Origin of the sequence: Conexibacter stalactiti (assembly GCF_033542075.1) — a bacterium.
GTDB classification, from domain to species: domain Bacteria; phylum Actinomycetota; class Thermoleophilia; order Solirubrobacterales; family Solirubrobacteraceae; genus Conexibacter; species Conexibacter stalactiti.
In genome coordinates, this window is record NZ_JAWSTH010000060.1 from 1 (window position 1) to 19,968 (window position 19,968).

A 19,968-nucleotide genomic window follows, 5' to 3' on the forward strand; every position below is an offset into this window, starting at 1 on the left:
ATCGGCGGCGGGCGGCGATGCGGCGGGCGACGGCGCGGCTGGCGGCAGCGCGCGCCCCGCCTCCCTCTCCCCCGCCGCGCGCGCCACCTACGACGGCCGGCCCGGCCACCCGGTGCTGCTGCGGCGTCAGCTGTTCGCCGCCGTCGCCGAGCTGCGCGGCGACAGCGGCGCGCGCGAGCTGCTGGCGACGGTCGCCGTCGAGCCAATCCCGTGCGACGGGCCACCGCCGCGCGACGTCGACACGCCCGCAGACCTGCGCGGGCTCTAGATGGTTGATGCCACGACCTGCGCCGTGGCATCGACCATCTAGGCCGCGACCAGCTCCAGGCCGAGCGCGGGCAGGTCGGGGACGCCGCCGTCGGCGACGCGGCGGGCGTCGTGACCGTGCGCACGCAGCCAGCTCGCCGCGAAGGCAGCGCGCGGCCCGCCGGCGCAGGCGATCGCGAGCGGGCCGGCCGGCAGCTCCGCCGCCTCCGCCCGCAGCCGCTGCAGCGGCAGATGGACGCCGCGCGCGAGGTGGCCAGCGCCCCACTCCGGCGTGTCACGCACGTCGACCAGGGTCACTTCCCCGTCGGCGAGCCGCTCCGCCAGCTGCTCGACCGTCAGCGGCGCGACCTCCTCGACCGTCGTCGCTTCGAGGACCTCGGCCGCCACGATCCCGACCACGTTGTCGAGCCCGACGGCGCGCAGGCGCCGCGCCAGCTCGCGCGCGGCATCGGCGTCGGCACCGAGCACGACCAGCTCATCCTCCGGGTCGAGCACCCACGCGGCGCGCGTGCCGAGGCCGTTGCCGCGCAGCGCGAGGCTGAGCGAGCCGCGCACGTGGGCGGCGTCGAAGGCGTCGGCGTCGCGGCCGTCGAGCAGCGTCGCGCCGTCGGCGAGCGCCGCGGCGAGGGCGCCGGCGTCGAGCGGCGCGAGGTTCGGGAGGGGCGATGGCGTCACCCCTCTGTTGCGCGCGACGACCTGCTCGACCGTCGGCGGGCGCGCCGGCAGCGATGCGATCAGCCGCTGCGCCAGCTCGTCGGCGCCGACCGCCAGCAGCGGGTTGGCGAGCCGTTCGAAGCCGAGCGTCGAGCTGGTCTTGCGCGACAGGCCGGGGCCGCCGCAGAGCGAGCCGCCGACGTGGCCGGGCCACAGCTCGACACCGGCGGGCAGCTCGCCGATCCGCGCCAGCGTCGCGTGCAGCGCCCGCGCGCCCTCGCCCGGCTCGACGGCCAGGTCGGGCCGCGCGAGGTCGCCGACGAGCAGCGAGTCGCCGCTCAGCAGCAGCCACGGCTCGTCGCTGCGCGAGCGGTCGGCGACGAGCAGGACGATGTGCTCCGGGCGGTGGCCGGGCGCCGCCAGCGCCGTGATCCGCATCACGCCGAGGTCGATCGTCTCGCCGTCGCGCAGCGGCGTGCCGGCGCCGTCGTCGTAGCCGGCGTCGGCCGGCAGCCGGATCGCGGCGCGGGTCCGGGCCGCCAGCAGCGCGCGCCCGGAGACGTGGTCGGCGTGGACGTGGGTCTCGACGATCAGCTCGATCGTCACTCTCTCCTCCGCCGCGGCCGCGACGATCCGGTCGACGTCGAGGCCCGGGTCGACGACGACCGCGCGACCGTCGTCCCCGAGCAGGTAGCAGGCGCAGCCGAGGTCGCTGTCGATCAGTTGGCGAAAGATCATCCTTGTCTCCTGTGCAGAGCGAGTAAGTCGAGTTTAGGTGGTGAACCCGTCACGGCTCTGTTCCATTCGGTATGCCCATCGTCAGGGGCTGAGGACCCGCAGCAGCACGTCGACGACGTGCTCGGTGCGCGCGGCGATGAAGGCGTCGGTCCAGGTCGCGTAGCCCATGCCGGCGAGCATCGTCGCGTCGTGCTCGAGCGGGAACCAGCAGAGCGCGACGAGCGTGATCAGCAGATGGCCGCGGTCGAGTGACGGCCTGCCGCTCTGCGGCAGCGAGTCGATGAAGCGGTCGATGCCGCGTTCGAGCACCTGCGAGTGGCGCGGGGCGGTCGCGCGGCGCGGGATCTCGAGCGCCTCGCGCGCCATCAGGTGGACGAAGCTCGGCCGCTGCTGGAGGAAGGCGAGATAGCCGCCGACGAGGATCTCCAGCCCCCGCCGCAGCCCGTCGGGCGAGTCCGCCAGCGCCGCGGTCGCCTGCTCGCAGACCGGCTCCAGCGCGAGGTCGCGGTCGTGGAAGAGCCGCTCGATGACGGCGTCGTGAAGCCCCTGCTTGTCCTGGAAGAAGTAGGCCGGCAGGGCCGCCGAGACGCTCGCCGCGCGGCCGATCTTGACGAGGCTCGCGCCGTCGAAGCCCTCGCGCGCGAAGACCTCCTCGGCCGCGCTCAGGATCGCCTCGCGCGATCTCTCGGGATCGCGCTTGACGCGCTCCTCGCGCGCCCTCTCCGGATCGCGCCCGACGCGCTCCTCGCGCGCCCTCTCCGGATCGCGCCCGACGCGCTCCTCGCGCGTCCTCTCCGGATCGCGCCCGACGCGCTCCTGCGGTTGTCGTGTGCTCATCTCGCTTCCCCCTCGTTCGCCTCGTCCCGTGCGCGCCGCACAGCGCGCACGATCCCCTGGTAGCCCGTGCAGCGACAGAGATTGCCGGCCAGACCGGCGCGAATCTCGTCGTCGCTCGCCTGCGGCCGCTCGCGCAGCAGCTCCTCGGCGCTCATCAGCATCCCGGCCGTGCAGAAGCCGCACTGCAGCGCGTGCTCGGCGACGAAGGCCGCCTGCAGCGGGTGCAGCGGCGCGCCCGTCGGCGCCATCCCCTCGACGGTGCGGATCGCGCCGCCGTCGGCCTGCACCGCCAGCAGCGTGCAGGCGCGCGCGGTCGCGCCGTCGAGCTGAATCGTGCAGGCGCCGCAGTGACCCTCGCCGCAGGCGACGCGCACGCCGTAGACGCCGAGCCGGTCGCGCAGCACGTCGGCGAGCGTCTCGCGCGGCTCGACCTCGACGGTGGTCCGCGCGCCGTCGACCGTGAGGGTGATCGGGAGCATCATCGCCCGCACGCCTCCAGCGCGCGGCGCGTCAGCGTGCGCGCGATTCGGGTGCGATGCGGGTCGAGTCCTTCGAGGAGCGTCATATCGCACCCCTCTGCGGGGTGCTGGGTGACGCTCATCGGCGTGGGCGCGACGCCGGCGAGGGTGAGGCGGGGCTCGCGCCCGGGCACGACGCGGGCGGCGACGCCGACGAGCGGCAGGTCGAAGCGGCGCGGCGCGAACTCCAGCCACGCCTGGCGCTCGCCGGGCACGAGCGGGTCGAGCAGCAGCTCGGCGATCAGCTCGCCCGGGTCGAGCGCGAGCCGCTGCGGGCCTTGGAGGAGATCGGTGACCGGCAGCTCGCGACGGGCCCCGGCCGGGCCGGCGATCACGGCGACGCCGCCGAGCGCGACGGCGACGGCCGGGACCTCGGCGGCCGGCTCGGCGTGCGCGAGACTGCCGACGACGGTGCCGCGATTGCGCGTCGAGGGGTGGCCGACCTGCGCGAGCGCCTGAGCGAGCAGCGGCGCGTGCCGGGCGACCAGCGGCGAGCGCTCGGCGGCGCGCTGGCGCACCAGCGCGCCGATGCGAAGACGGCCGTCGGGGTCGAGCGCAATCGTGTCGAGGCCGGGCAGCCGCGCGAGGTCGACGAGCAGCCGCGGCCGCGGCCCGCCCGGCTGCCGGGCGGCGAGCGCGGGCACGAGGCTCTGCCCGCCGGCCAGCGCGCGAGCACCGTCGGTCGCGAGCAGCGCGGCCGCCTCGTCGAGCGCGTGTGGACGGGCGTACTCAAACGGTGGGAGGGTCATTGCAAGGGCTCCGGGGGAGGCGGCGCGGCGGCGGCGCGCGCGGCGCTGGCGGGCGCGGCGGCAGCGTTGGCGGGCGCGGCGGCGCGGGTCAGCCCCTCGACCACGCGTGCCGGTGTCAGCGGGAGGCGGTCGACGGTGAAGCCGTCAGCGGCGAGCGCGGCGGCGACGGCGCAGGCGATCGCGGCGGGGGCAGCGATCGCGCCGGACTCCCCCATCCCCTTCACGCCGTTGACGGTCAGCGGCGAAGGCGAGCTGTGGTGGGCGATCGCCAGCTCGGGCACGTCCGTGATGCGCGGCAGCAGGTAGCTGCCGAAGGAGTCGCCGCGCGGCCGGCCGTCGGCGCCGTAGTCGACGTCCTCCAGCAGCGCGCCGCCGAGGCCCTGCACGACGGCGCCGGCCGCCTGGCCGTCGACGACGGTCGGGTTGAGCACCGTGCCGCAGTCCTCGACCACCGCCAGCTGGCGCACGGTCACGCCGCCGGTGCCGAGGTCGACGTCTACGACCGCCGCGATCGCCCCGTTGCTGTACGTCGCGGGCGGGTCGTGGAACTGCGTCACGAGCAGGTCGGGCTCGGGCAGCCGCGCCCGCAGCGCCGGGTCGAAGTGCGCCGCCTCCGCCAGCTCGCGCAGCGTCAGCTCACGCGCACCGCCGTGGACGAGGCCGTCAATGAGGGACAGCGCACCGCCGCGCGGGCCGGCGTCGCCGGGCGCAGGCGCGTCACCGCGCCCGGCGGCCTCCGCCTCCAACACCGCCGCGGCCACCTCCAGCAGCCGCGCGCGCAATCTGCGGGCGGCGAGCGCGAGCGCGCCGCCGATCACCGTCGCGACGCGGCTGGCGCGCGTGCCGGCGGTGCTGACCGGTGTCGCGTTGGTGTCGTCGGCGATCAGCGCCACGTCCTCGACGCGCACGCCAAGCTCGTCGGCGACGACCTGCGCGAGCGTCGTCGCGTGGCCCTGGCCCTGGCTCGGCGTGCCGATCGCCGCGACCACGCCGCCGGTCGGGTCGACCTGCAGCCGCACGCTGTCGTGCGAGGCGAACGACCACTCCGACTGCAGCGCGCCGTCGCTGCCCCAGCCGGCCGGTTCGACGTAGGAGGTCACGCCGACGCCGCGGCGGATTCCCGGCGCGGGTGGGTCGAGTCGCGGCGCGGCTTGCGCAAAGTGCGGCGCGTCCCGCGCGCTTGCCGGCGCATCCTGCGCAGATCGCGGCTCGCCTTGCGCGAAGTGCGGCGCGTCCGACGCATCAACCAGCCCGACCGCCGACTCGAGCGACTCCACGTAGCTGCCGCTGTCGTATTCCATCCCGGTCGCGGAGCGGTGCGGGAAGCTCGTCACGAGGTTGCGGCGGCGCAGCTCGGCCGGGTCGATCCCCAGTGCCCGCGCCGCGCGGTCGAGCGCCAGCTCGCGCGCGGTGTGCGGCTGCGTCCAGCCGACGCCGCGGTAGGGCGACATCGGCGAGGTGTGGGTCAGGACCGAGAAGATCTCCGCCCCGACGTGCTCGATCCGGTACGGACCGGGCAGCAATCCGGCGCCCAGGTACGGCTCGATCAGCGCGCTGGCGCTGTTGAACGAGTACGCGCCCGCGTTGCCGGTCAAGGTCGCGCGCACGCCCAGCAGCTCCCCGCTGCCAGACACCGCCAGCGAGAGCGCGATCCGCTGGTCCTTCGCGTGCGGCGCGGCGACGAGCTGCTCGCGCCGGCCCTCGACCCAGCGCACCGGCCGGCCGACCGCCCGCGCCGCCAGCGCGACCGCGATCTCCTCCGGCGCCGCCGGGATCTTCAATCCGAACGCCCCGCCGACATCGGGCGCGATCACCCGCAGCAGCTGCTCGGCGATCCCCGTCGTCTGCGCCAGCCGCCGCCGCAGCAGGTGCGGCCCCATCGTCGAGGCCCACACTGTCAAGCCGTCGCCCGCCGGCTCCGCCAGGCAGCCGCGCCCTTCCAACGGCGCGGCCAGGTAACGGTTGCCGATCAGCGGCTGCTCGATCACGAGGTCGGCGGCGGCGAAGGCGCCGTCGGGGTCGCCGTAGGACTTCGCCTGCGCGAACAGCAGGTTGCCGGGCACGTGCTCGTGCACCAGCGGGGCGCCGGGCGCCCGCGCGGCGCCGGGTTCGAGCACGAACGGCGTCGGCTGCCAGTCGACCGCGACCAGCTCGGCGGCGTCCTCGGCCGCCGCCCGCGTCGATGCCAGCACGAGCGCGACCGGCTCGCCGACGAAGCGCACGACGCCCGCCGCGAGCCCCTCGCCCGCCGCCGCGCCGCCCGCCGCCGCGCCGCCCGCCGCGACGGCCACGAGGCCACCCGCCAGCGCCGGCTGCGGGGTCTTCAGCAAGCCGTCGATGCGAACGCTGTCGAGCAGCGGCGTGTGCGGCAGGTCGTCCGCGGTCAGCACCGCGGCAACGCCCGGCAGCGCGAGCGCCGCCGCGGCGTCGATGCCGCCGATCCGCGCGGCGGGATGCGGCGAGCGGACGAAGACCGCCTCCAGCTGCCGCGGCCGCACGAGGTCGGCGACGTGGCGGGCGAGCCCGCGCACGAGGCGATCGTCCTCGCGGCGCGGCCGCGCGGCACCGAGCGGGCGCGACATCGCCCTACCCGAGCACCTCGTAGTCGAGCACGGCGATGTCGTGGAACGGGAGGATTCTCGCCTCCGGGATCGCCTTGATCCGCTGCATCGAGTCGTACGTCTCGATCGGGTCGATGTGCATGCCGGTCGGGATCACCGTATACGTCCCCTTCGAGAGGACCGCCTCCGAAGGCCAGAAGTTCTCCGCGATCGTGCACATGCCGACGATCACGTGCGGGCCCTCGCCGGTCTGCACGACGACCGACTGGCCGGCCGGCGAATGGCCGGGCGTGACGATCAGCTCCAGCCCCGGCAGGATCTCCTGCTCGCCGTCGAGCAGCTCGAGCCCGAGCGCCTCGATCTCGGCGTACGTCTCTCTCGGCGCGTAGGTGGAAGCGAACAGCGGGTGCGCGGGGATCTGCTCCCACTCCTTCCGCTGCACGACGACGCGCGCGCCGGAGCCCGCCAGCTTCGGCGTGTTCATCGTGTGATCCCAGTCGAGGTGCGTCTGGATCAGCAGGTCGATCGCGCTGAAGTCGAGCCCCTGCTCGGCGAGACGCTGCTCGATCGGGACGACGTCCTGGACGTCGGCGAACTGCTCGCCGGCGAGCATCAGCGGCCCGTCTCCGGGACGCACCTTGTCGGCGTAGTCGGCGGCGCTGCAGCCGGTGTCGACGAGCACGTTGTGGGTGCCGTCCTGCAGCAGCCACGAGACGTACGGGATGTCGACCTTCTCGCCGAAGTTGTGCATGTAGGTGAAGCGACTCTTCTCGCGCTGCGGCCCGATCGCGACGACGAGCGGGGTGATCTTCCAATCCGGCACGGCTGCCTGCCTTCCAATTCTTGACTAAGCCGGTCCAGATGATACAACTCTTCCTGTGTGAGCGCACAGGACGTTCGCATGCCACCCCACGACACCACTGGAGGGCCGGTGGAGACCCGACGCTTCTCACCCCGCCGCACGATCGCCTTGGCGCTGCTGCTGTCGACCGCGCCGTTCGCGCTGGCCGCCTGCGGCTCCGATGACGACGACACCGGCAGCGGCAGCGCCGGCGCCAGCACCGCGTCCGCCCAGAGCGACAGCAGCGGCGGCGGCGGCGATCCGATCAAGGTCGGCTCGCTCTTCTCCGTCACGGGCCCGCCGGCGGTCGTCGGCGACAAGATGCGCAAGGGCCTGGAGCTGGCCGTCGACGAGCTGAACGAGGCCGGCGGCGTCGAAGGCCGCAGACTGGAGGTCGTCTTCTACGACCCGGCCGGCGACACCGCCAAGGCCGTCGACCAGACGCGCCGCCTGATCAGCCGCGACGACGTCGACGTGGTCGTCGGCGGCGGCTCGCAGTCGGGCATCGCGCTCGCGATGCAGCCGCTGCTGCAGCGCGCCGACAAGCTCTTCATGGCGACCGAGGGCGCGCGCGAGATCGTGCAGCCCGCCGACGAGAGACCGACGACGTTCAAGTCGACCTTCAACGACACGATCGTGCTCCAGCGCACGGCCGACTTCTGGAACGCCCGCGGCGTCAGAGCGGTCGGCTTCCTGCCCGACACCTCGGGCTTCGGCGAGTCGGCCAAGGCGGAGCTCGAGAGACTCGCGCCGGAGGCCGGGATCGAGGTCCAGAGCGAGAGCTTCGACCCGACCGCGACCAACCTCACGCCGCAGCTGACCAACCTGCGCAGAGCGAACCCGCAGGCGTACGTCGCGTGGACGACCACCCCGGCCGCGACGACGTTCCTCAAGAACGCGCAGCAGCTCGGGCTCGACAGAAACCTGCTCGGGCTCGGCTTCGGCTCGGCCGACCCGGCCTTCTATGAGCAGGCCGGCGCCGCCGCCAGAGGCGCGCTGCTGTCCGCCGGCAAGCTGCCGATCTACGACAGACTGCCCGACGGCGACCCGCAGAAGGCGATCATCACGAGATTCGCCGACGCCTACGAGGCGAAGTACAACGAGCCGGCCAACGTCTTCGCCGCGCAGGCGTACGACGGCGTCCAGCTCGTCGCCGAGGCGATCAGAGCGAGCGGCGGCGAGCTGTCCGGCGAGGCGCTCGCGGAGGCGCTGGAGGGGCTCGGCTCCTACCAGGGCGTCAACGGCGACTTCAGATACACGGCCGAGGACCACTCCGGTCTCGGCGTCGACGCCGTCGCGATCTCCGAGTGGGACGGCAGACGGTTCGTGCCGGCCAGAGACGGCCTGACGGAGTAGCCGCACCCGCCCGTCGCACAGCACGCACGACCGACACCCACGATGACCGACTTCCTGCAGCTCACCTTCTCGGGCCTCACGACGGGCGCCGCGTACGCGCTCGTCGCGCTCGGCTTCGCGATCGTGTTCCGCGGGACGCGGGCGATCAACTTCGCCCAGGGCGAGTACGTGATGCTCGCCGGCGTGACGGCGGGAGCCCTGCACCAATGGGCCGACCCGCCGCTCGCCGTCGTCGTGCTGGTCGTCGTGCTGATGGGCGCGCTCTGCGGTCTGGCGACGGAAGTGATCTGCGTGCGCTTCACGCGCACGCCCAACCCCAACACGATCACGCTCGCGACGATCGGTCTCGGCGTCGCGATCAAGGCGGTCGTGCTGCTGGTGACCGACCGTCAGGCGTACACGCTGCCCGGCTTCTCCGGCACCTCGACGCTGCACGTCGGCGGCGCGGTGCTCGACGCGCAGGCGCTGTGGAACTGCGCGCTGGTCGCGGTCGCCGCCGGCGCGCTCGCCGCCTTCCTGCGCTGGGCGCCGCTCGGCGTGGCGCTGCGCGCGAGCGCCGACGACGGCGAGATGGCCGCCGCCTCGGGCTTCTCGCGCCGCGGCGCCGCCGCCTGGTCGTTCGCGCTCGCGGGCGCCTTGGCGGCCGCCGCCGGCGCCGGCCTCGCCGCCGTCTCCCCCGTCAACTACGACTTCGGCACGCTGCTGGGCCTGAAGGGCTTCGCGGCCGCGATGCTCGGCGGCCTCGGCTCGATGCCGGGCGCCGTCGTCGGCGGCTTCGCGATCGGGCTGATGGAAGCGTGGTTCGCCGGCTACGTCTCCTCCACCTACGCCGACGTCGTCGCCTTCTCGATCCTGCTGATCGTGCTCTTCACGCGGCCGACCGGGCTGTTCGCGGCCGTGAAGGTGGAACGTGTCTAGACCGCTCTCCGAGCCCCGCTTCCGCCTGATCGTGCTGGCGCTCGTCGGCGCCGGCCTCGCCGCCGCGCCGTTCCTCTTCCACGGCGACTACGAGCACGGCCTGCTGGTCGGCTTCTGCATCAACCTGCTGCTGCTGACCGGGCTCAACCTGATCAACGGCTACGCCGGCCAGGTGTCGCTCGCGCAGGCCGGCTTCTACGGCCTCGGCGCCTACGCCGCCGGCATCCTCGGCGCCGAGGCGATCGGGCCGATCTGGCTCTCGTTCGTCGCCGCGCCGCTGGTCGTCGCGGCCGCGAGCGTGATCGTCGGGCTGCCGTCGCTGCGGCTGCGCGGCCTCTACTTCACGATGGCGAGCCTCGGCGCCGGCGTCGTCCTCTTCCTGCTGTTCGGGCGTGCGGTCTCGCTGACCGGCGGTCCCAACGGCCTGCTCGGCGTGCCGATCCTCGAGTTCGGCTCGCTGATCCTCGACACGCCGACGCGGATCTACTGGCTCGCCGCGCCGCTCGCCTTCCTCGGTCTCGCCTTCGCCGGCTGGTTCGCGGCGTCGCGCTGGGGCCTGGCGCTGCGCGCGGCGGCGACCTCCGAGCCGGCCGCGGCGGCGGCGGGCGTGCCCGTCTTCCGCCTGCGGCTGATCGCCTTCACGCTGTCGGGCGCCTACGCCGGCCTCGCAGGGGCGCTGGAGACGTACGAGAACGGCTTCGTCAGCCCGGAGCCGTTCGGCTTCTTCGCCGCCGTCACGCTGCTGGTCGTGCTGACGCTCGCGGGCGCCGGCACGCTGCTGGGGCCGGTCGTCGGAGCCGGGCTGCTGTTCGCGCTCGACGAACTGCTCGCCGACGCCTCCGACGTCAGACCGCTGATCATCGGCCTGCTCTTCCTCGTGACCGTGCAGGCGCTGCCGCACGGGGTCGTGGGGACGTTGTCGGACTGGCGACGCGGGCGGCGCGAGGCGCGGGAGGTCCCACGATGAACGTGCTGGAGCTGAGCGGCGTCGGCAAGCGCTACGGCGGCGTCGAGGTGCTGCGCGACGTCTCGTTGAGCGTCAGAGCCGGCAGCGTGACCGCCTTGATCGGGCCCAACGGCGCCGGCAAGTCGACGCTCGCCAACGTCGCCAGCGGGATCGTCCGCCCCGACAGCGGCACCGTCACGCTCGGCGGCCGCGACGTGACGCGCACGACGACCTGGCGGCGCGCGTCGCTGGGGCTCGGGCGGACCTTCCAGAACCTCGAGCTGTTCGAAGGGCTGACGGTGCTGGAGAACGTGATGGTCGGCGCGCACGCGCACGGCCTCTCGCGGCGCGCGCTGCGCGAGGCGGCGCTGGCGGCGCTGGAGCGCTTCTCGATCGGCCACCTCGCGCAGCGGCGCGTCGAGTCGCTCTCGTTCGGCGAGGCGAAGCTGGTCGAGCCGGCGCGGATGCTGGTCGGCCGGCCTTCGGTGGCGATCCTCGACGAGCCGGCCGCCGGCCTGCCGCCGGCGAGCGCCGACGAGCTGGCCGGCCGCATCGCCGCGCTCTCCGCCGACGGCCTCGCTGTGCTGCTGATCGAGCACGACGTGCCGCTCGTGATGCGCCTCTCCGACCACGTCGTCGTGCTCGTCGGCGGCGCCGTGCTGACCGAGGGGCCGCCCGCGACCGTACGCGAGGACCAGCGCGTGATCGACGCCTATCTGGGGGTCGAGGATGAGTGACCCCCTCCTCACCGTCCGCGGCCTGCGCGTCGCGCACGGGCCGGTCGAGGTCGTCCACGGGATCGACCTCGACGTGCGCGCCGGCGCCGTCACCGCCCTGCTCGGCGCCAACGGCGCCGGCAAGACGACCACCCTGCGCGCGCTGCTCGGCCACCTGCGCCCGAGCGGCGGATCGATCCGCTTCGGGACGCGCGAGCTGGCCGGCCGCCGCGCCCACCGGATCGCCCGCGACGGCGTCGCGCTCGTGCCCGAGGGCCGGCGCGTCTTCGCCTCGCTGACGGTCGCCGACAACCTCCGCATGGGCGGGTACGGCCGCACCTCCGCGCGCAGCTGGCGCGACCCCGCCTCGCTCGCCCAGCCGCTCGCGCTCTTCCCCGAGCTGGAGCCGCTGCTGGAGCGGCCGGCCGGCCTGCTCTCCGGCGGCGAGCAGCAGATGCTGGCGATGGGCCGCGCGCTGATGCGGCGCCCGCAGCTGCTGGTGCTCGACGAGCCGTCGATGGGCCTGGCGCCGAAGGTCGTGCAGCGGATCTACGCGGCGCTGGCGGAGCTGCGCGGCGGCGGCACGACGATCCTGCTGGCCGAGCAGAACGCGCGCGTCGCGCTCGCGCTCGCCGACGACGCCGTGCTGCTGCGGACCGGCACCGTCGCGGCCGCCGGCAGCGCCGCCGAGCTGCGCGACGGCCCGCTGATCCAGGAGGTCTACCTCGGGCGGGGATGAGCGCGCGCCGCCTCGCCCGCGATGAGTTTCCGCGGCCGGCCTCGTCTTGGCTCCAACACGCACGCCACCGCGACCGCCAGGAGAACCGCCATGCCAGCCGTCAGCTTCACCGCCACGCTCGAGCTCGCCCGCAGAACCGCGACCGGGTTCGTCGTCCCGCCGGAGCTGGTCGAGCAGCTCGGCGGCGGCAAGCGGCCGCTGGTCGTCGTCACGCTCGGCGACGACCACTCCTACCGCACCGCCGTCGGCGTGATGGGCGGCGTCGCGATGGTCCCCGTCAGCGCCGAGCAGCGCGCGGCGGCCGGCGTCGCGGCCGGCGACGAGCTCGCCGTCACGCTCGCGCTCGACACCGCCCCGCGCACCGTCGAGCTGCCGGAGGACCTCGCCGCGGCGCTCGCCGCCGAGCCGGCCGCGCAGGCGTTCTTCGCGACGCTCTCGCCGAGCCTGAAGAGATTCCACGTCACCAACGTCGAGAGCGCCAGAAGAGCCGACACGCGCGCCCGGCGGGTCGAGAAGGCCGTCGCGCTGCTGAAGGAGGGCCGCGCGCGCTGAAGCGCGAGCGGGGCGCGCCGGCGGCCGCGCGCGCTCCTCAGCCGTGCCCGAGCCGCGTCAGCGAGCCGGCCATCCGCAGCATCTGGTCGTTGCTGAGCAGCCGCTCCAGCGAGTTGGAGATCCAGTAGACGCCCTGCGACGTTCTCCACGCGACCAGCCGCAGTCTCGTGCCGTCGTAGTAGAGGTCGAGCTTCTTGCCGTTGACGGTGCGGTGGTCGGCGGAGGGGTTGCTGAGGATCGGCGGATCGCTCCAGCGCAGCCCCTGGACGCCGACGTAGTTGCCGGGATGGGCCCCGGTGCTGACGTCGATCACGAGCCGGTACGCCTGCCGCATCTTGCCGTCCTGGGCCTTCGTCTTGTACGCGATCGGGTAGCCGCCCTCGGCGCCGGTGTTGACCGGCATGTAGGTGCGGCCGCTCGGCAGCAGGCGCGGATAGTAGACGGGGAATCTCATCGGGCCGAGGCCGATCGCGTACTCCTTGCCCGTCTGCGCCATGTCGGCGAGGCCGTCGGCCGGCGGCGCGGCTGTGGCCGGAGCCGCTCTGCGCCCGCCTCTTCTCGCGCCGCGCGCCCGTCTCGCCGCGGCGGCGGCTGGCGCCGGCGCCGCGCTCGGGTGCAGGAACTCGTCGCGCACCCGCGCGATCTCCTCCGGCGTCGTCTCGACGAACGACGCCCCATTGGCCCCTCTCGTGTAGATCGGTCTCAGCGCGATCTGCTGGATCGGGTTTCTGGCGGAGAAGGCGACGAGCTTGCCGAAGTCGATCAGCGCCTGCACCGACTGCAGCCCCTTGTCGGTCTGCATCCGTCTGCCGATCACTCTCGTCAGCTTGTGCGGGTCGTCGACGAACTCGCGCGCGTCGTACTGCGAGCGCAGCTGGCGCAGGAACTCCTGCTGGCGCGCGCCGCGCACGAAGTCGGAGTCGAAGTGGCGGTAGCGGACGTAGTCGAGCGCTCTCTCGCCGCACATCAGCTGGTAGCCGGGCTCGATGTCGATCTCGGCGTACTGCTCGCCGCCGGGCACGTTGACGTGGTAGTAGCGGTGGTCGACGTCGACGTAGACGCAGCCGATCGCGTCGATCGCCTCGCGGAAGCCGGTGAAGTTGACGTTCGCGATGTGGTTGATCTCGATCCCGAGCAGTCTGCGGATCACCTTCGCCGTCAGCGCCTCGCCGCCGACCGTGTAGGTGTCGTTGATCTTCACGTCGGTGTAGCTGCCTCTGCGCGTGTCGAAGCTGACTCTGAGGTCGCGCGGGATCGACAGGATCGTCGTCGCCGCCGCGTCGGGGTCGATCCGGATCAGCATCATCGTGTCCGAGCGGGCCTCGTCGCCGGGGTCGCCGAAGCGGTGGTCGGAGCCGATCAGCAGGATCGTGCGCGGCTCGCCGACCTCGGCGCGCTCGATCACGTCGTCGACGCCTCTGATCGTGCCGCCGGCCTTCAGGTCGTCGACGAAGCTCTGCACGTTGAGCAGGCCGGCCGTCGCGGTCGCGCCGGCCGTCAGCACGATCACGAGCACGGCGGCCGCGAGGAAGCGCAGCCACGTCCGGCCCTGTCCGGAGCCGGGGAAGCTGTGGTCGTCCGCAGCCAAGCGTCACAGCGTAGCGGGCACGCGCCCGCTCGCCGGCCGCTTCGGGGTCGCAGCCGCGCCGCTACGGGGTCGTCGCCGGCGGCGCCGGCGTGGGCTCCGTGCCCGGCGGCGCGCTGATCCCGAGCCGCTCGGCGAGCAGCAAAAACGCCTCCGCGTACGGCGAGTCGGCGGTGCGGCGGCGCAGTTCGTCCCAGTCGACCTGCTCGCGCACGGCGCGCACGAGCTGGAGCAGATAGGACATGTCGAGCTGGTGCTCGTCGAGCGCCAGCAGCTTGCTCGTCAGCACGTCCTCCAGCGCCATCACGCGCAGGCGGATCGCCGACAGGCTGCGCTCGTTGCCGCGCGCGAGCGTGTCGTCGTCGATCGGCACGCCGCGCGGCGCGAAGATCAGGTCGACGAGCACGTCGTGGTGCCACGCCTTCAACAGCCACTCCTCCGGCGGGTCGCCGGTGCGGAAGCCGGCTCGCGCGAGCGCCTGCTGCGCCCGTTCGGCGTCCTGCGGCCGGAACATCAGGTCGAGGTCGTTGACCGGCTCGGGGCCGCCGTAGGCCCACACCGCCATGCTGCCGCCGAGCAGGAACGGGATCTCGGCCTCGTGCAGCACCGGCACGGCGGCGCGCAGGGCGTCGACGATCGCGTCGAACGAGCGGGCTTCGAGATCTCCTCCCATGTCGAGTCCCGTACCCGGGGCGCGCCGGCGTTAGCCGTCCCCGCGGGTGCGGGTAGGGCTCGGGCGATGGAGATCGAACAGCCGCCCACCGCCGCGGAGTCCGCGCCCGCCCCCGTCGTCCGCGTCGCCGCGGCCGGCGACGTGCACTGTCGCGAGGACCATCGCGAGCAGGCGCTGGAGGCGTTCGCCGCGCTGCGCGGCCAGGCCGACGTGCTCCTGCTGGCCGGGGACCTGACGACCCACGGCGAGCCCGAGGAGGGCGCCGTGCTCGCCGACGCCTGCCGCCAGCTCGACATCCCGGTCTTCGCCGTGCTCGGCAACCACGACTGGCACGTCAACCGCGCCGCGGAGCTGACCGCGGCGCTGCGCGAGGGCGGGATCACCGTGCTGGAGCGCGACTGGGCGATCTGCGAGGTCGGCGGCGTCGAGGTCGGGATCGCCGGCACGAAGGGCTTCGTCGGCGGCTTCCCCGGATCGCACATGCCCGACTTCGGCGAACCGCTGCTGCGCGAGGTCTACCGCGAGACGCAGGCGGAGGTCGAGGCGCTCGACCACGGCCTGCGCGAGATCGCGCTCTGCCCGCTGCGGCTGGTGCTGCTGCACTACGCGCCGACGCGCGAGACGCTCGAAGGCGAGGGCGAGGGGATCATGGCCTTCCTCGGCACCGACCGGCTCGCGGCGCCGCTGCTGGAGCACGAGCCGACGCTCGCCGTCCACGGCCACGCGCACGCCGGGACCTTCCAGGGCAGAGTCGGGACGGTGCCGGTCTGCAACGTCTCGGTGCCGGTGATCGGACGCGACTTCCACGTCTTCGAGCTGGCGGCAGACAGCCGCGCCGCGGCGCCGATCCACTGAGCGGAGCGGGCGGGGCCGTTAGTCGCGCGCGTGCAACGGGGACACCCGGTCCGTGGCACTCGAATCGAGCGACAGACCAGATCAGCCCGACGGCCCCGACGCGGCGGCCGCTCCCGGCGACCCGCCCAGCGACCCGCAGGCGGCCGAGGAGCTGACCGCGCCCTTCGACGCGCTCGAAGAGGCCGGTGAGGAGCCGGCGGAGCATCCCGCGACCGCCGAGCACCCGGCGCAGGCGCCGCTGGAGGCGGAGCCCGTGCCGGACGAGCCGCCCGGCGAACCAGCATCGCCCGGCGACCGGCCGCTGACCGAGGAGGACGCGACGACGGCGCTCGACGTGATCGCCCACGACGCGCTGCCGGCGGCCCCGGCCCGCGTGGCGGCGCGCCTGGACCCCGACGCGCCCGACCTCGCGCGCCTGCGCGACGTCGACTTCCCCGTCGTCTGGCGCGGCTACGACCCGCACGTCGTCGATGCCTACGTCGCCGACGTGACGCAGGCGCTGGAGCTGTTCGAGCAGCGGACCGAGCCGACCGCCGCGGTGCAGCGGGCGCTCGGCCGCGTCGGCGAGCAGACCGCGGCGATCCTGCAGCAGGCCGAGCAGGCCGCCGAGGAGACGACGCGCAGCTCGCGCGCCGCCGCCGACGACCGTCTCCAGCGCGCCGAGCAGGAGTCGGCGGTGCTGCACGAGCAGGCGATCGCGAAGGTGCGCGCGCTCGACGACGACGTCGAGCGGCTGTGGCAGGAGCGCCAGCGGCTGATCGACGCGACGAAGGAGCTGGCCGACCAGCTGCGCGCCGTCGCCGAGGAGGGCGAGTCGCGCTTCCCGCCGGCCGCCGCCCCGCCGCCGCCCGACGACCCGCCCCCGCCCGACCTCGACTGAAGCTAGACGCTCACCGTCCGCGTCGCGACGCCGGTCACGCCGGGCTCAACGACGTGGACGCGGCCGGCGTCAGGCTGCTCGCGCAGCTGCTCCTCCGACAGGCCCGTGCGGGCGCTCGTGACGTGCAGGCGGCGCAGGTCCCTGCCGCCGAAGGCGACCGACGAGCACTGCTCGACCGGCATCGGGATCTCCTCCAGCAGCGCGCCGTCGGCGCCGGAGAAGCAGCGCACGCACCAGCCGCCCCAGAAGGCGACCCAGAGGTTGCCGTCGGCGTCGATCGTCATCCCGTCGGGGGAGCCGGTCAGCGCGCTCGTGTCGGCGTGGACGACACGCTCGCCGAGCGTCCCGCCGGCCATCTCGAACGGGAAGCGGGCGATCGTTCTCGTCGGCGTGTCGACGTAGTAGAGCGTGCCGCCGTCGGCCGACCACGCCAGCCCGTTGGAGATCGTGACCCCCTCCAGCACCGGCGTGACGCGACCGCCGTGGTCGAGCCGGTAGAGGATGCCGCCGCCTTCGCGGCTGTCGTACGCCTTCGTGCCGGCGAACCAGCGGCCGGCCGGGTCGACCTCGGCGTCGTTCATGCGCGCGATCTGCGGATCGGTCCCGGGCGCGTCGGCGAGCGGCACGATCGTCCCGTCCTCCAGCGACAGCCGCGCGAAGCCGCCGCCGAGCGCCAGCAGCAGGCCGCCGTCGCGCTGCAGCCCGGCCGCGCCGACCGGCGCCGGCGTCGCGTAGGAGCGCGTCGAGCGGCCGTCGGCGCTGGTCACGTGGACCAGCTGACCGTCGATGTCGACCCACACGAGCCGCTGCTCGCGCACATCCCAGACCGGGCCCTCGCCCAGCTCCGCCACGACCTCGCTGAAGACCTCGACCGACGTGCTCATCACCACTCCGTGAATGCGCCGTCCGCGTCGCGCCAGATCGGGTTGCGCCATCTGTGACCGCGCGCGGACGCCTCGCGCACCGCCGCCTCGTCGACGTCGATGCCGAGGCCTGGTGCGGTCGGCCGCGCGATCGTACCGTCCTCGAAGGAGAAGACCGAGCGATCGACGAGGTAGTCGAGCAGGTCGTTGTCGACGTTGTAGTGGATTCCCAGGCTCTGCTCCTGGATCAGGAAGTTCGGCGTCGCGAACGCGACCTGCAGCGAGGCCGCGAGGCTGATCGGCCCCAGCGGGCAGTGCGGCGCCAGCGCCGCGCCGTAGGTCTCGGCCAGCGCCGCGATCCGCCGCACCTCCGAGATCCCGCCGGCATGCGAGAGGTCGGGCTGCACGACGGCGACGCCGGCGTCGAGCACGGGCTTGAACTCCCAGCGCGAGAAGAGCCGCTCACCGGTCGCGATCGGGATCGGCGAGGCGGCGATCAGGCCGGCGATCGCGTGGCCCAGCTCGGGCGCGACCGGCTCCTCGACGAAGATCGGCGCGACCTCCTCCAACGCCGCCATCAGCCGCTTGGCCATCGGCGGCGAAACGCGGCCGTGGAAGTCGAGCGCGACGTCGCGCTCCTCCCCCAGCGCCTCGCGCACGACCTCGGCGCGCCGCACCGTCGCCGCCACCTGGGCGCGCGTCTCGATGAAGCGGAACGGCCCGGTCGCGTTCATCTTCACGGCGGTCAGGCCGGCCTCGACCTGCGCCGTCGCCTGCTCGGCCGACTCGGCCGGGTCGTCGCCGCCGATCCACGAGTAGACCCGCACGCGCTCGCGCACCGCACCGCCCAGCAGCTCGTGGACCGGGGCGCCGCGGACCTTGCCGTGGATGTCCCACAGCGCCTGGTCGATCCCGGCGACCGCGCTGGCGAAGACCGGGCCGCCGCGGTAGAAGCCGCCTTTGGTGAGCGTCTGCCAGTGGTCCTCGATCCGCAACGGGTCGGCGCCGATCAGCGCCTCCATCAGCTCCTCGACGGCGGCGCGGACCGTCGCGGCCCGCCCCTCCACGACCGGCTCGCCCCAGCCGACGACCCCCTCGTCGGTCTCGACGCGCAGGAACAGCCAGCGCGGCGGCACGAGGAACGTCTCGAAACGCGCGATCTTCATCGGTGGATCTCTCTCCTTCAGGGGGTCTGGCTGAGCGGGTCTAGCTGAGGCGGACGCCGACGCCGCCGTCGATCGGGATCGCGGCGCCGGTGATGAAGCCGGCGCGCGCGTCGCTGGCGAGGAAGACGACCAGCTCGGCGATGTCGAGCGGGGTGCCGACGCGGCCGACGGGGTGCTCGGAGGCAAGCGACTCGACCGTCACGCCGTGGCCGTCGCGGGCGAAGCCCTCACGCGAGAGCTGCGTGTCGACCAGCCCCGGGCAGACCGCGTTCGCGCGGATCCCGTTGGGCCCCTCGTCGAGCGCGAGGCTGCGCGTGAGGCCGAGGATGCCGGCCTTCGCGGCCGCGTACGGGAAGCGGCCCGGCTGCGTCAGCGTCGCGTGGATCGATGCGACGTTGACGACCGCGCCTTGCCGGGCGGCGCGCATCGCCGGCAGCAGCGCCCGGGCGGTGATCCAGCAGGCCTTGAGGTCGAGCGCGAAGAAGTCGTCCCACTGCGCGCTCGTCATCTCGGCGGCATCGAAGTAGGCGTTGACGCCGGCGTTGTTGACGAGGATCGTTGGCGCGGCTTCGAGTTCGGTCGTCGCGCGCTCGACGGCCTCCGCGACCGCGCGCTCGTCGGTCACGTCGGCGTCGAGGTGCAGGTCGGCGGCGTCGAAGCTCTCGGTCGCGTCGGGGGGCGTCACGTCGAGTGAGGCGACGCGCGCGCCCTCCGCGCGCAGGCGGTGGACGATCGCGCGGCCGATGCCGCGCGAGCCGCCGGTCACGACCGCGACGCGGCCATCGAGGTCAGGCATCTGGCTCCTCCAGGGGTTCGAGCGCCGCGCGCAGGTCGCGCTCGGTCGAGCGCAGGTGGACTTCCATCGCGTGCGCGGCGGCCTGCGGGTCGCGGCGCTGGACGGCGTAGAGGATCGCGCGGTGCGCCTCGACGACCTCGTCGAACGGCCGTCCCTCGCGCAGCCGGCCGCGATGGCTGTGGCGGCGGCTGACGCGCAGCGGCTCCGAGAGCTGCTCGATCAGCTGCGTCAGCATGCCGTTGCCGGAGCCGACCGCGAGCGCCTCGTGGAAGCGCACGTCGGCGTCGTGGAACTGCTCCTCGTCGGTCGCGTCGCGCATCCCGTCGATCGCGCTCGTCATCGCGGCGAGCGCGGCGCGCGAGGCGTTGGTGGCGGCGAGCGAGGCGATCCGCACCTCGAGCGCGAGGCGGACCTCGAGCAGCTCGAAGAGGGCGGTCGCGTCGCGCCGTATCGCGGTGCGGAAGTAGTCGCCGGCCAGCGACCCGTTCGGCTCGCGCACGGTCGGCCGTCTGCCCTTGCGCAGCTCGACCAGGCCGCGCGCCTCCAGCGAGCGGACCGCCTCGCGGACGGTCAGCCGGCTGATCGAGAGCTGGCGCGCCAGCTCGCCCTCCGAGGGGAGCGCGTCGCCGGGCCGCAGCTCGTCGAGCGCGAGCCGCTCCAGCTCCTCGATCGCTGTCCCGACCGCGCCGGTCGGGGGTGAAGGTCTTTCCGCCATTCCCTCAACCTATCTGACAGGTTGGCCGGTTGCAAACGTTGTT

General features: G+C 74.1%; 21 protein-coding genes. 9 read left to right on the forward strand and 12 right to left on the reverse strand.

Features of this window, described 5'->3' with window-relative positions; translation table 11 throughout:
* The coding region (locus R7226_RS19745) for an NTP transferase domain-containing protein (protein ID WP_318599022.1) at nt 1-268 on the forward strand (268 nt) is incomplete at its 5' end.
* 38 nt (nt 269-306) lie between these two features.
* Here the strand turns inward: R7226_RS19745 and R7226_RS19750 are convergent.
* The 6 genes from R7226_RS19750 to R7226_RS19775 all read right to left on the reverse strand — a co-directional run bounded on the left by R7226_RS19750 (nt 307) and on the right by R7226_RS19775 (nt 7,147).
* Entirely contained in the window at nt 307-1,659 is a 1,353-nt protein-coding gene (locus tag R7226_RS19750; RefSeq protein WP_318599023.1) for an MBL fold metallo-hydrolase, read from the reverse strand.
* Between the two features lie 81 nt (nt 1,660-1,740).
* Complete coding sequence (locus R7226_RS19755; protein WP_318599025.1) at nt 1,741-2,496, reverse strand: TetR/AcrR family transcriptional regulator; 756 nt, start codon at nt 2,494-2,496, stop codon at nt 1,741-1,743.
* Nucleotides 2,493-2,975: a (2Fe-2S)-binding protein gene (locus tag R7226_RS19760; RefSeq protein WP_318599026.1), complete on the reverse strand. Its 483-nt coding sequence runs from the start codon at nt 2,973-2,975 to the stop codon at nt 2,493-2,495. The genes R7226_RS19755 and R7226_RS19760 overlap by 4 nt, the downstream gene beginning before the upstream one ends.
* Complete coding sequence (locus R7226_RS19765) at nt 2,975-3,763, reverse strand: FAD binding domain-containing protein (RefSeq protein WP_318599027.1); 789 nt, start codon at nt 3,761-3,763, stop codon at nt 2,975-2,977. The genes R7226_RS19760 and R7226_RS19765 overlap by 1 nt, the downstream gene beginning before the upstream one ends.
* Complete coding sequence (locus R7226_RS19770) at nt 3,760-6,345, reverse strand: xanthine dehydrogenase family protein molybdopterin-binding subunit (RefSeq protein WP_318599028.1); 2,586 nt, start codon at nt 6,343-6,345, stop codon at nt 3,760-3,762. Before R7226_RS19770 ends, R7226_RS19765 begins: the two co-directional genes overlap by 4 nt.
* A gap of 4 nt (nt 6,346-6,349) precedes the next feature.
* Entirely contained in the window at nt 6,350-7,147 is a 798-nt protein-coding gene (locus R7226_RS19775; protein ID WP_318599029.1) for an N-acyl homoserine lactonase family protein, read from the reverse strand.
* A 108-nt stretch (nt 7,148-7,255) separates the two neighbouring features.
* Between R7226_RS19775 and R7226_RS19780 the strand changes: the two genes are divergently transcribed.
* From R7226_RS19780 to R7226_RS19805, 6 genes are all read left to right on the forward strand, one after another.
* Nucleotides 7,256-8,521 carry an ABC transporter substrate-binding protein gene (locus R7226_RS19780; protein ID WP_318599030.1) on the forward strand — a complete coding sequence of 422 codons (1,266 nt, stop codon included), beginning with the start codon at nt 7,256-7,258 and terminating at the stop codon, nt 8,519-8,521.
* Nucleotides 8,522-8,563: 42 nt separating this feature from the next.
* Nucleotides 8,564-9,439, forward strand: a complete 876-nt coding sequence (locus R7226_RS19785; RefSeq protein ID WP_318599031.1) for a branched-chain amino acid ABC transporter permease — start codon at nt 8,564-8,566, stop codon at nt 9,437-9,439.
* On the forward strand, nt 9,432-10,406 hold the full coding sequence (locus tag R7226_RS19790; RefSeq protein ID WP_318599032.1) for a branched-chain amino acid ABC transporter permease: 975 nt from the start codon (nt 9,432-9,434) through the stop codon (nt 10,404-10,406). The genes R7226_RS19785 and R7226_RS19790 overlap by 8 nt, the downstream gene beginning before the upstream one ends.
* Nucleotides 10,403-11,122: an ABC transporter ATP-binding protein gene (locus R7226_RS19795; RefSeq protein ID WP_318599033.1), complete on the forward strand. Its 720-nt coding sequence runs from the start codon at nt 10,403-10,405 to the stop codon at nt 11,120-11,122. Before R7226_RS19790 ends, R7226_RS19795 begins: the two co-directional genes overlap by 4 nt.
* Nucleotides 11,115-11,840: an ABC transporter ATP-binding protein gene (locus R7226_RS19800; RefSeq protein WP_318599034.1), complete on the forward strand. Its 726-nt coding sequence runs from the start codon at nt 11,115-11,117 to the stop codon at nt 11,838-11,840. The genes R7226_RS19795 and R7226_RS19800 overlap by 8 nt, the downstream gene beginning before the upstream one ends.
* A gap of 90 nt (nt 11,841-11,930) precedes the next feature.
* Entirely contained in the window at nt 11,931-12,392 is a 462-nt protein-coding gene (locus tag R7226_RS19805; protein ID WP_318599035.1) for a DUF1905 domain-containing protein, read from the forward strand.
* Between the two features lie 37 nt (nt 12,393-12,429).
* On the opposite strand, the gene R7226_RS19810 is transcribed toward R7226_RS19805, so the two are convergent.
* Both R7226_RS19810 and R7226_RS19815 read right to left on the reverse strand, forming a co-directional pair.
* Nucleotides 12,430-13,980: an LCP family protein gene (locus R7226_RS19810; protein ID WP_318599036.1), complete on the reverse strand. Its 1,551-nt coding sequence runs from the start codon at nt 13,978-13,980 to the stop codon at nt 12,430-12,432.
* A gap of 61 nt (nt 13,981-14,041) precedes the next feature.
* Nucleotides 14,042-14,650 (reverse strand): nucleotidyltransferase, encoded by a 609-nt coding sequence (locus R7226_RS19815; protein WP_318599037.1) that lies wholly within the window; start codon nt 14,648-14,650, stop codon nt 14,042-14,044.
* Nucleotides 14,651-14,716: 66 nt separating this feature from the next.
* Here R7226_RS19815 and R7226_RS19820 point away from each other — a divergent pair, with 66 nt between their 5' ends.
* Together R7226_RS19820 and R7226_RS19825 are read left to right on the forward strand one after the other, a co-directional pair.
* Nucleotides 14,717-15,505 carry a metallophosphoesterase family protein gene (locus tag R7226_RS19820; protein WP_318599038.1) on the forward strand — a complete coding sequence of 263 codons (789 nt, stop codon included), beginning with the start codon at nt 14,717-14,719 and terminating at the stop codon, nt 15,503-15,505.
* 52 nt (nt 15,506-15,557) lie between these two features.
* On the forward strand, nt 15,558-16,385 hold the full coding sequence (locus tag R7226_RS19825; protein WP_318599039.1) for a DivIVA domain-containing protein: 828 nt from the start codon (nt 15,558-15,560) through the stop codon (nt 16,383-16,385).
* A gap of 2 nt (nt 16,386-16,387) precedes the next feature.
* On the opposite strand, the gene R7226_RS19830 is transcribed toward R7226_RS19825, so the two are convergent.
* The 4 genes from R7226_RS19830 to R7226_RS19845 are packed head-to-tail and all read right to left on the reverse strand — an operon-like array spanning nt 16,388 to nt 19,925.
* Complete coding sequence (locus tag R7226_RS19830) at nt 16,388-17,269, reverse strand: SMP-30/gluconolactonase/LRE family protein (RefSeq protein ID WP_318599040.1); 882 nt, start codon at nt 17,267-17,269, stop codon at nt 16,388-16,390.
* Entirely contained in the window at nt 17,269-18,414 is a 1,146-nt protein-coding gene (gene dgoD / locus R7226_RS19835) for a galactonate dehydratase (protein WP_318599041.1), read from the reverse strand. The genes R7226_RS19830 and dgoD overlap by 1 nt, the downstream gene beginning before the upstream one ends.
* 40 nt (nt 18,415-18,454) lie before the next feature.
* The gene (locus tag R7226_RS19840; protein ID WP_318599042.1) at nt 18,455-19,210 is read right to left on the reverse strand and encodes an SDR family NAD(P)-dependent oxidoreductase; all 756 of its coding nucleotides are present in this window, start codon (nt 19,208-19,210) and stop codon (nt 18,455-18,457) included.
* Nucleotides 19,203-19,925, reverse strand: coding sequence for a FadR/GntR family transcriptional regulator (locus tag R7226_RS19845; RefSeq protein WP_318599043.1), 723 nt, complete (start codon nt 19,923-19,925; stop codon nt 19,203-19,205). Before R7226_RS19845 ends, R7226_RS19840 begins: the two co-directional genes overlap by 8 nt.
* Between the last annotated feature and the right edge of the window lie 43 nt (nt 19,926-19,968).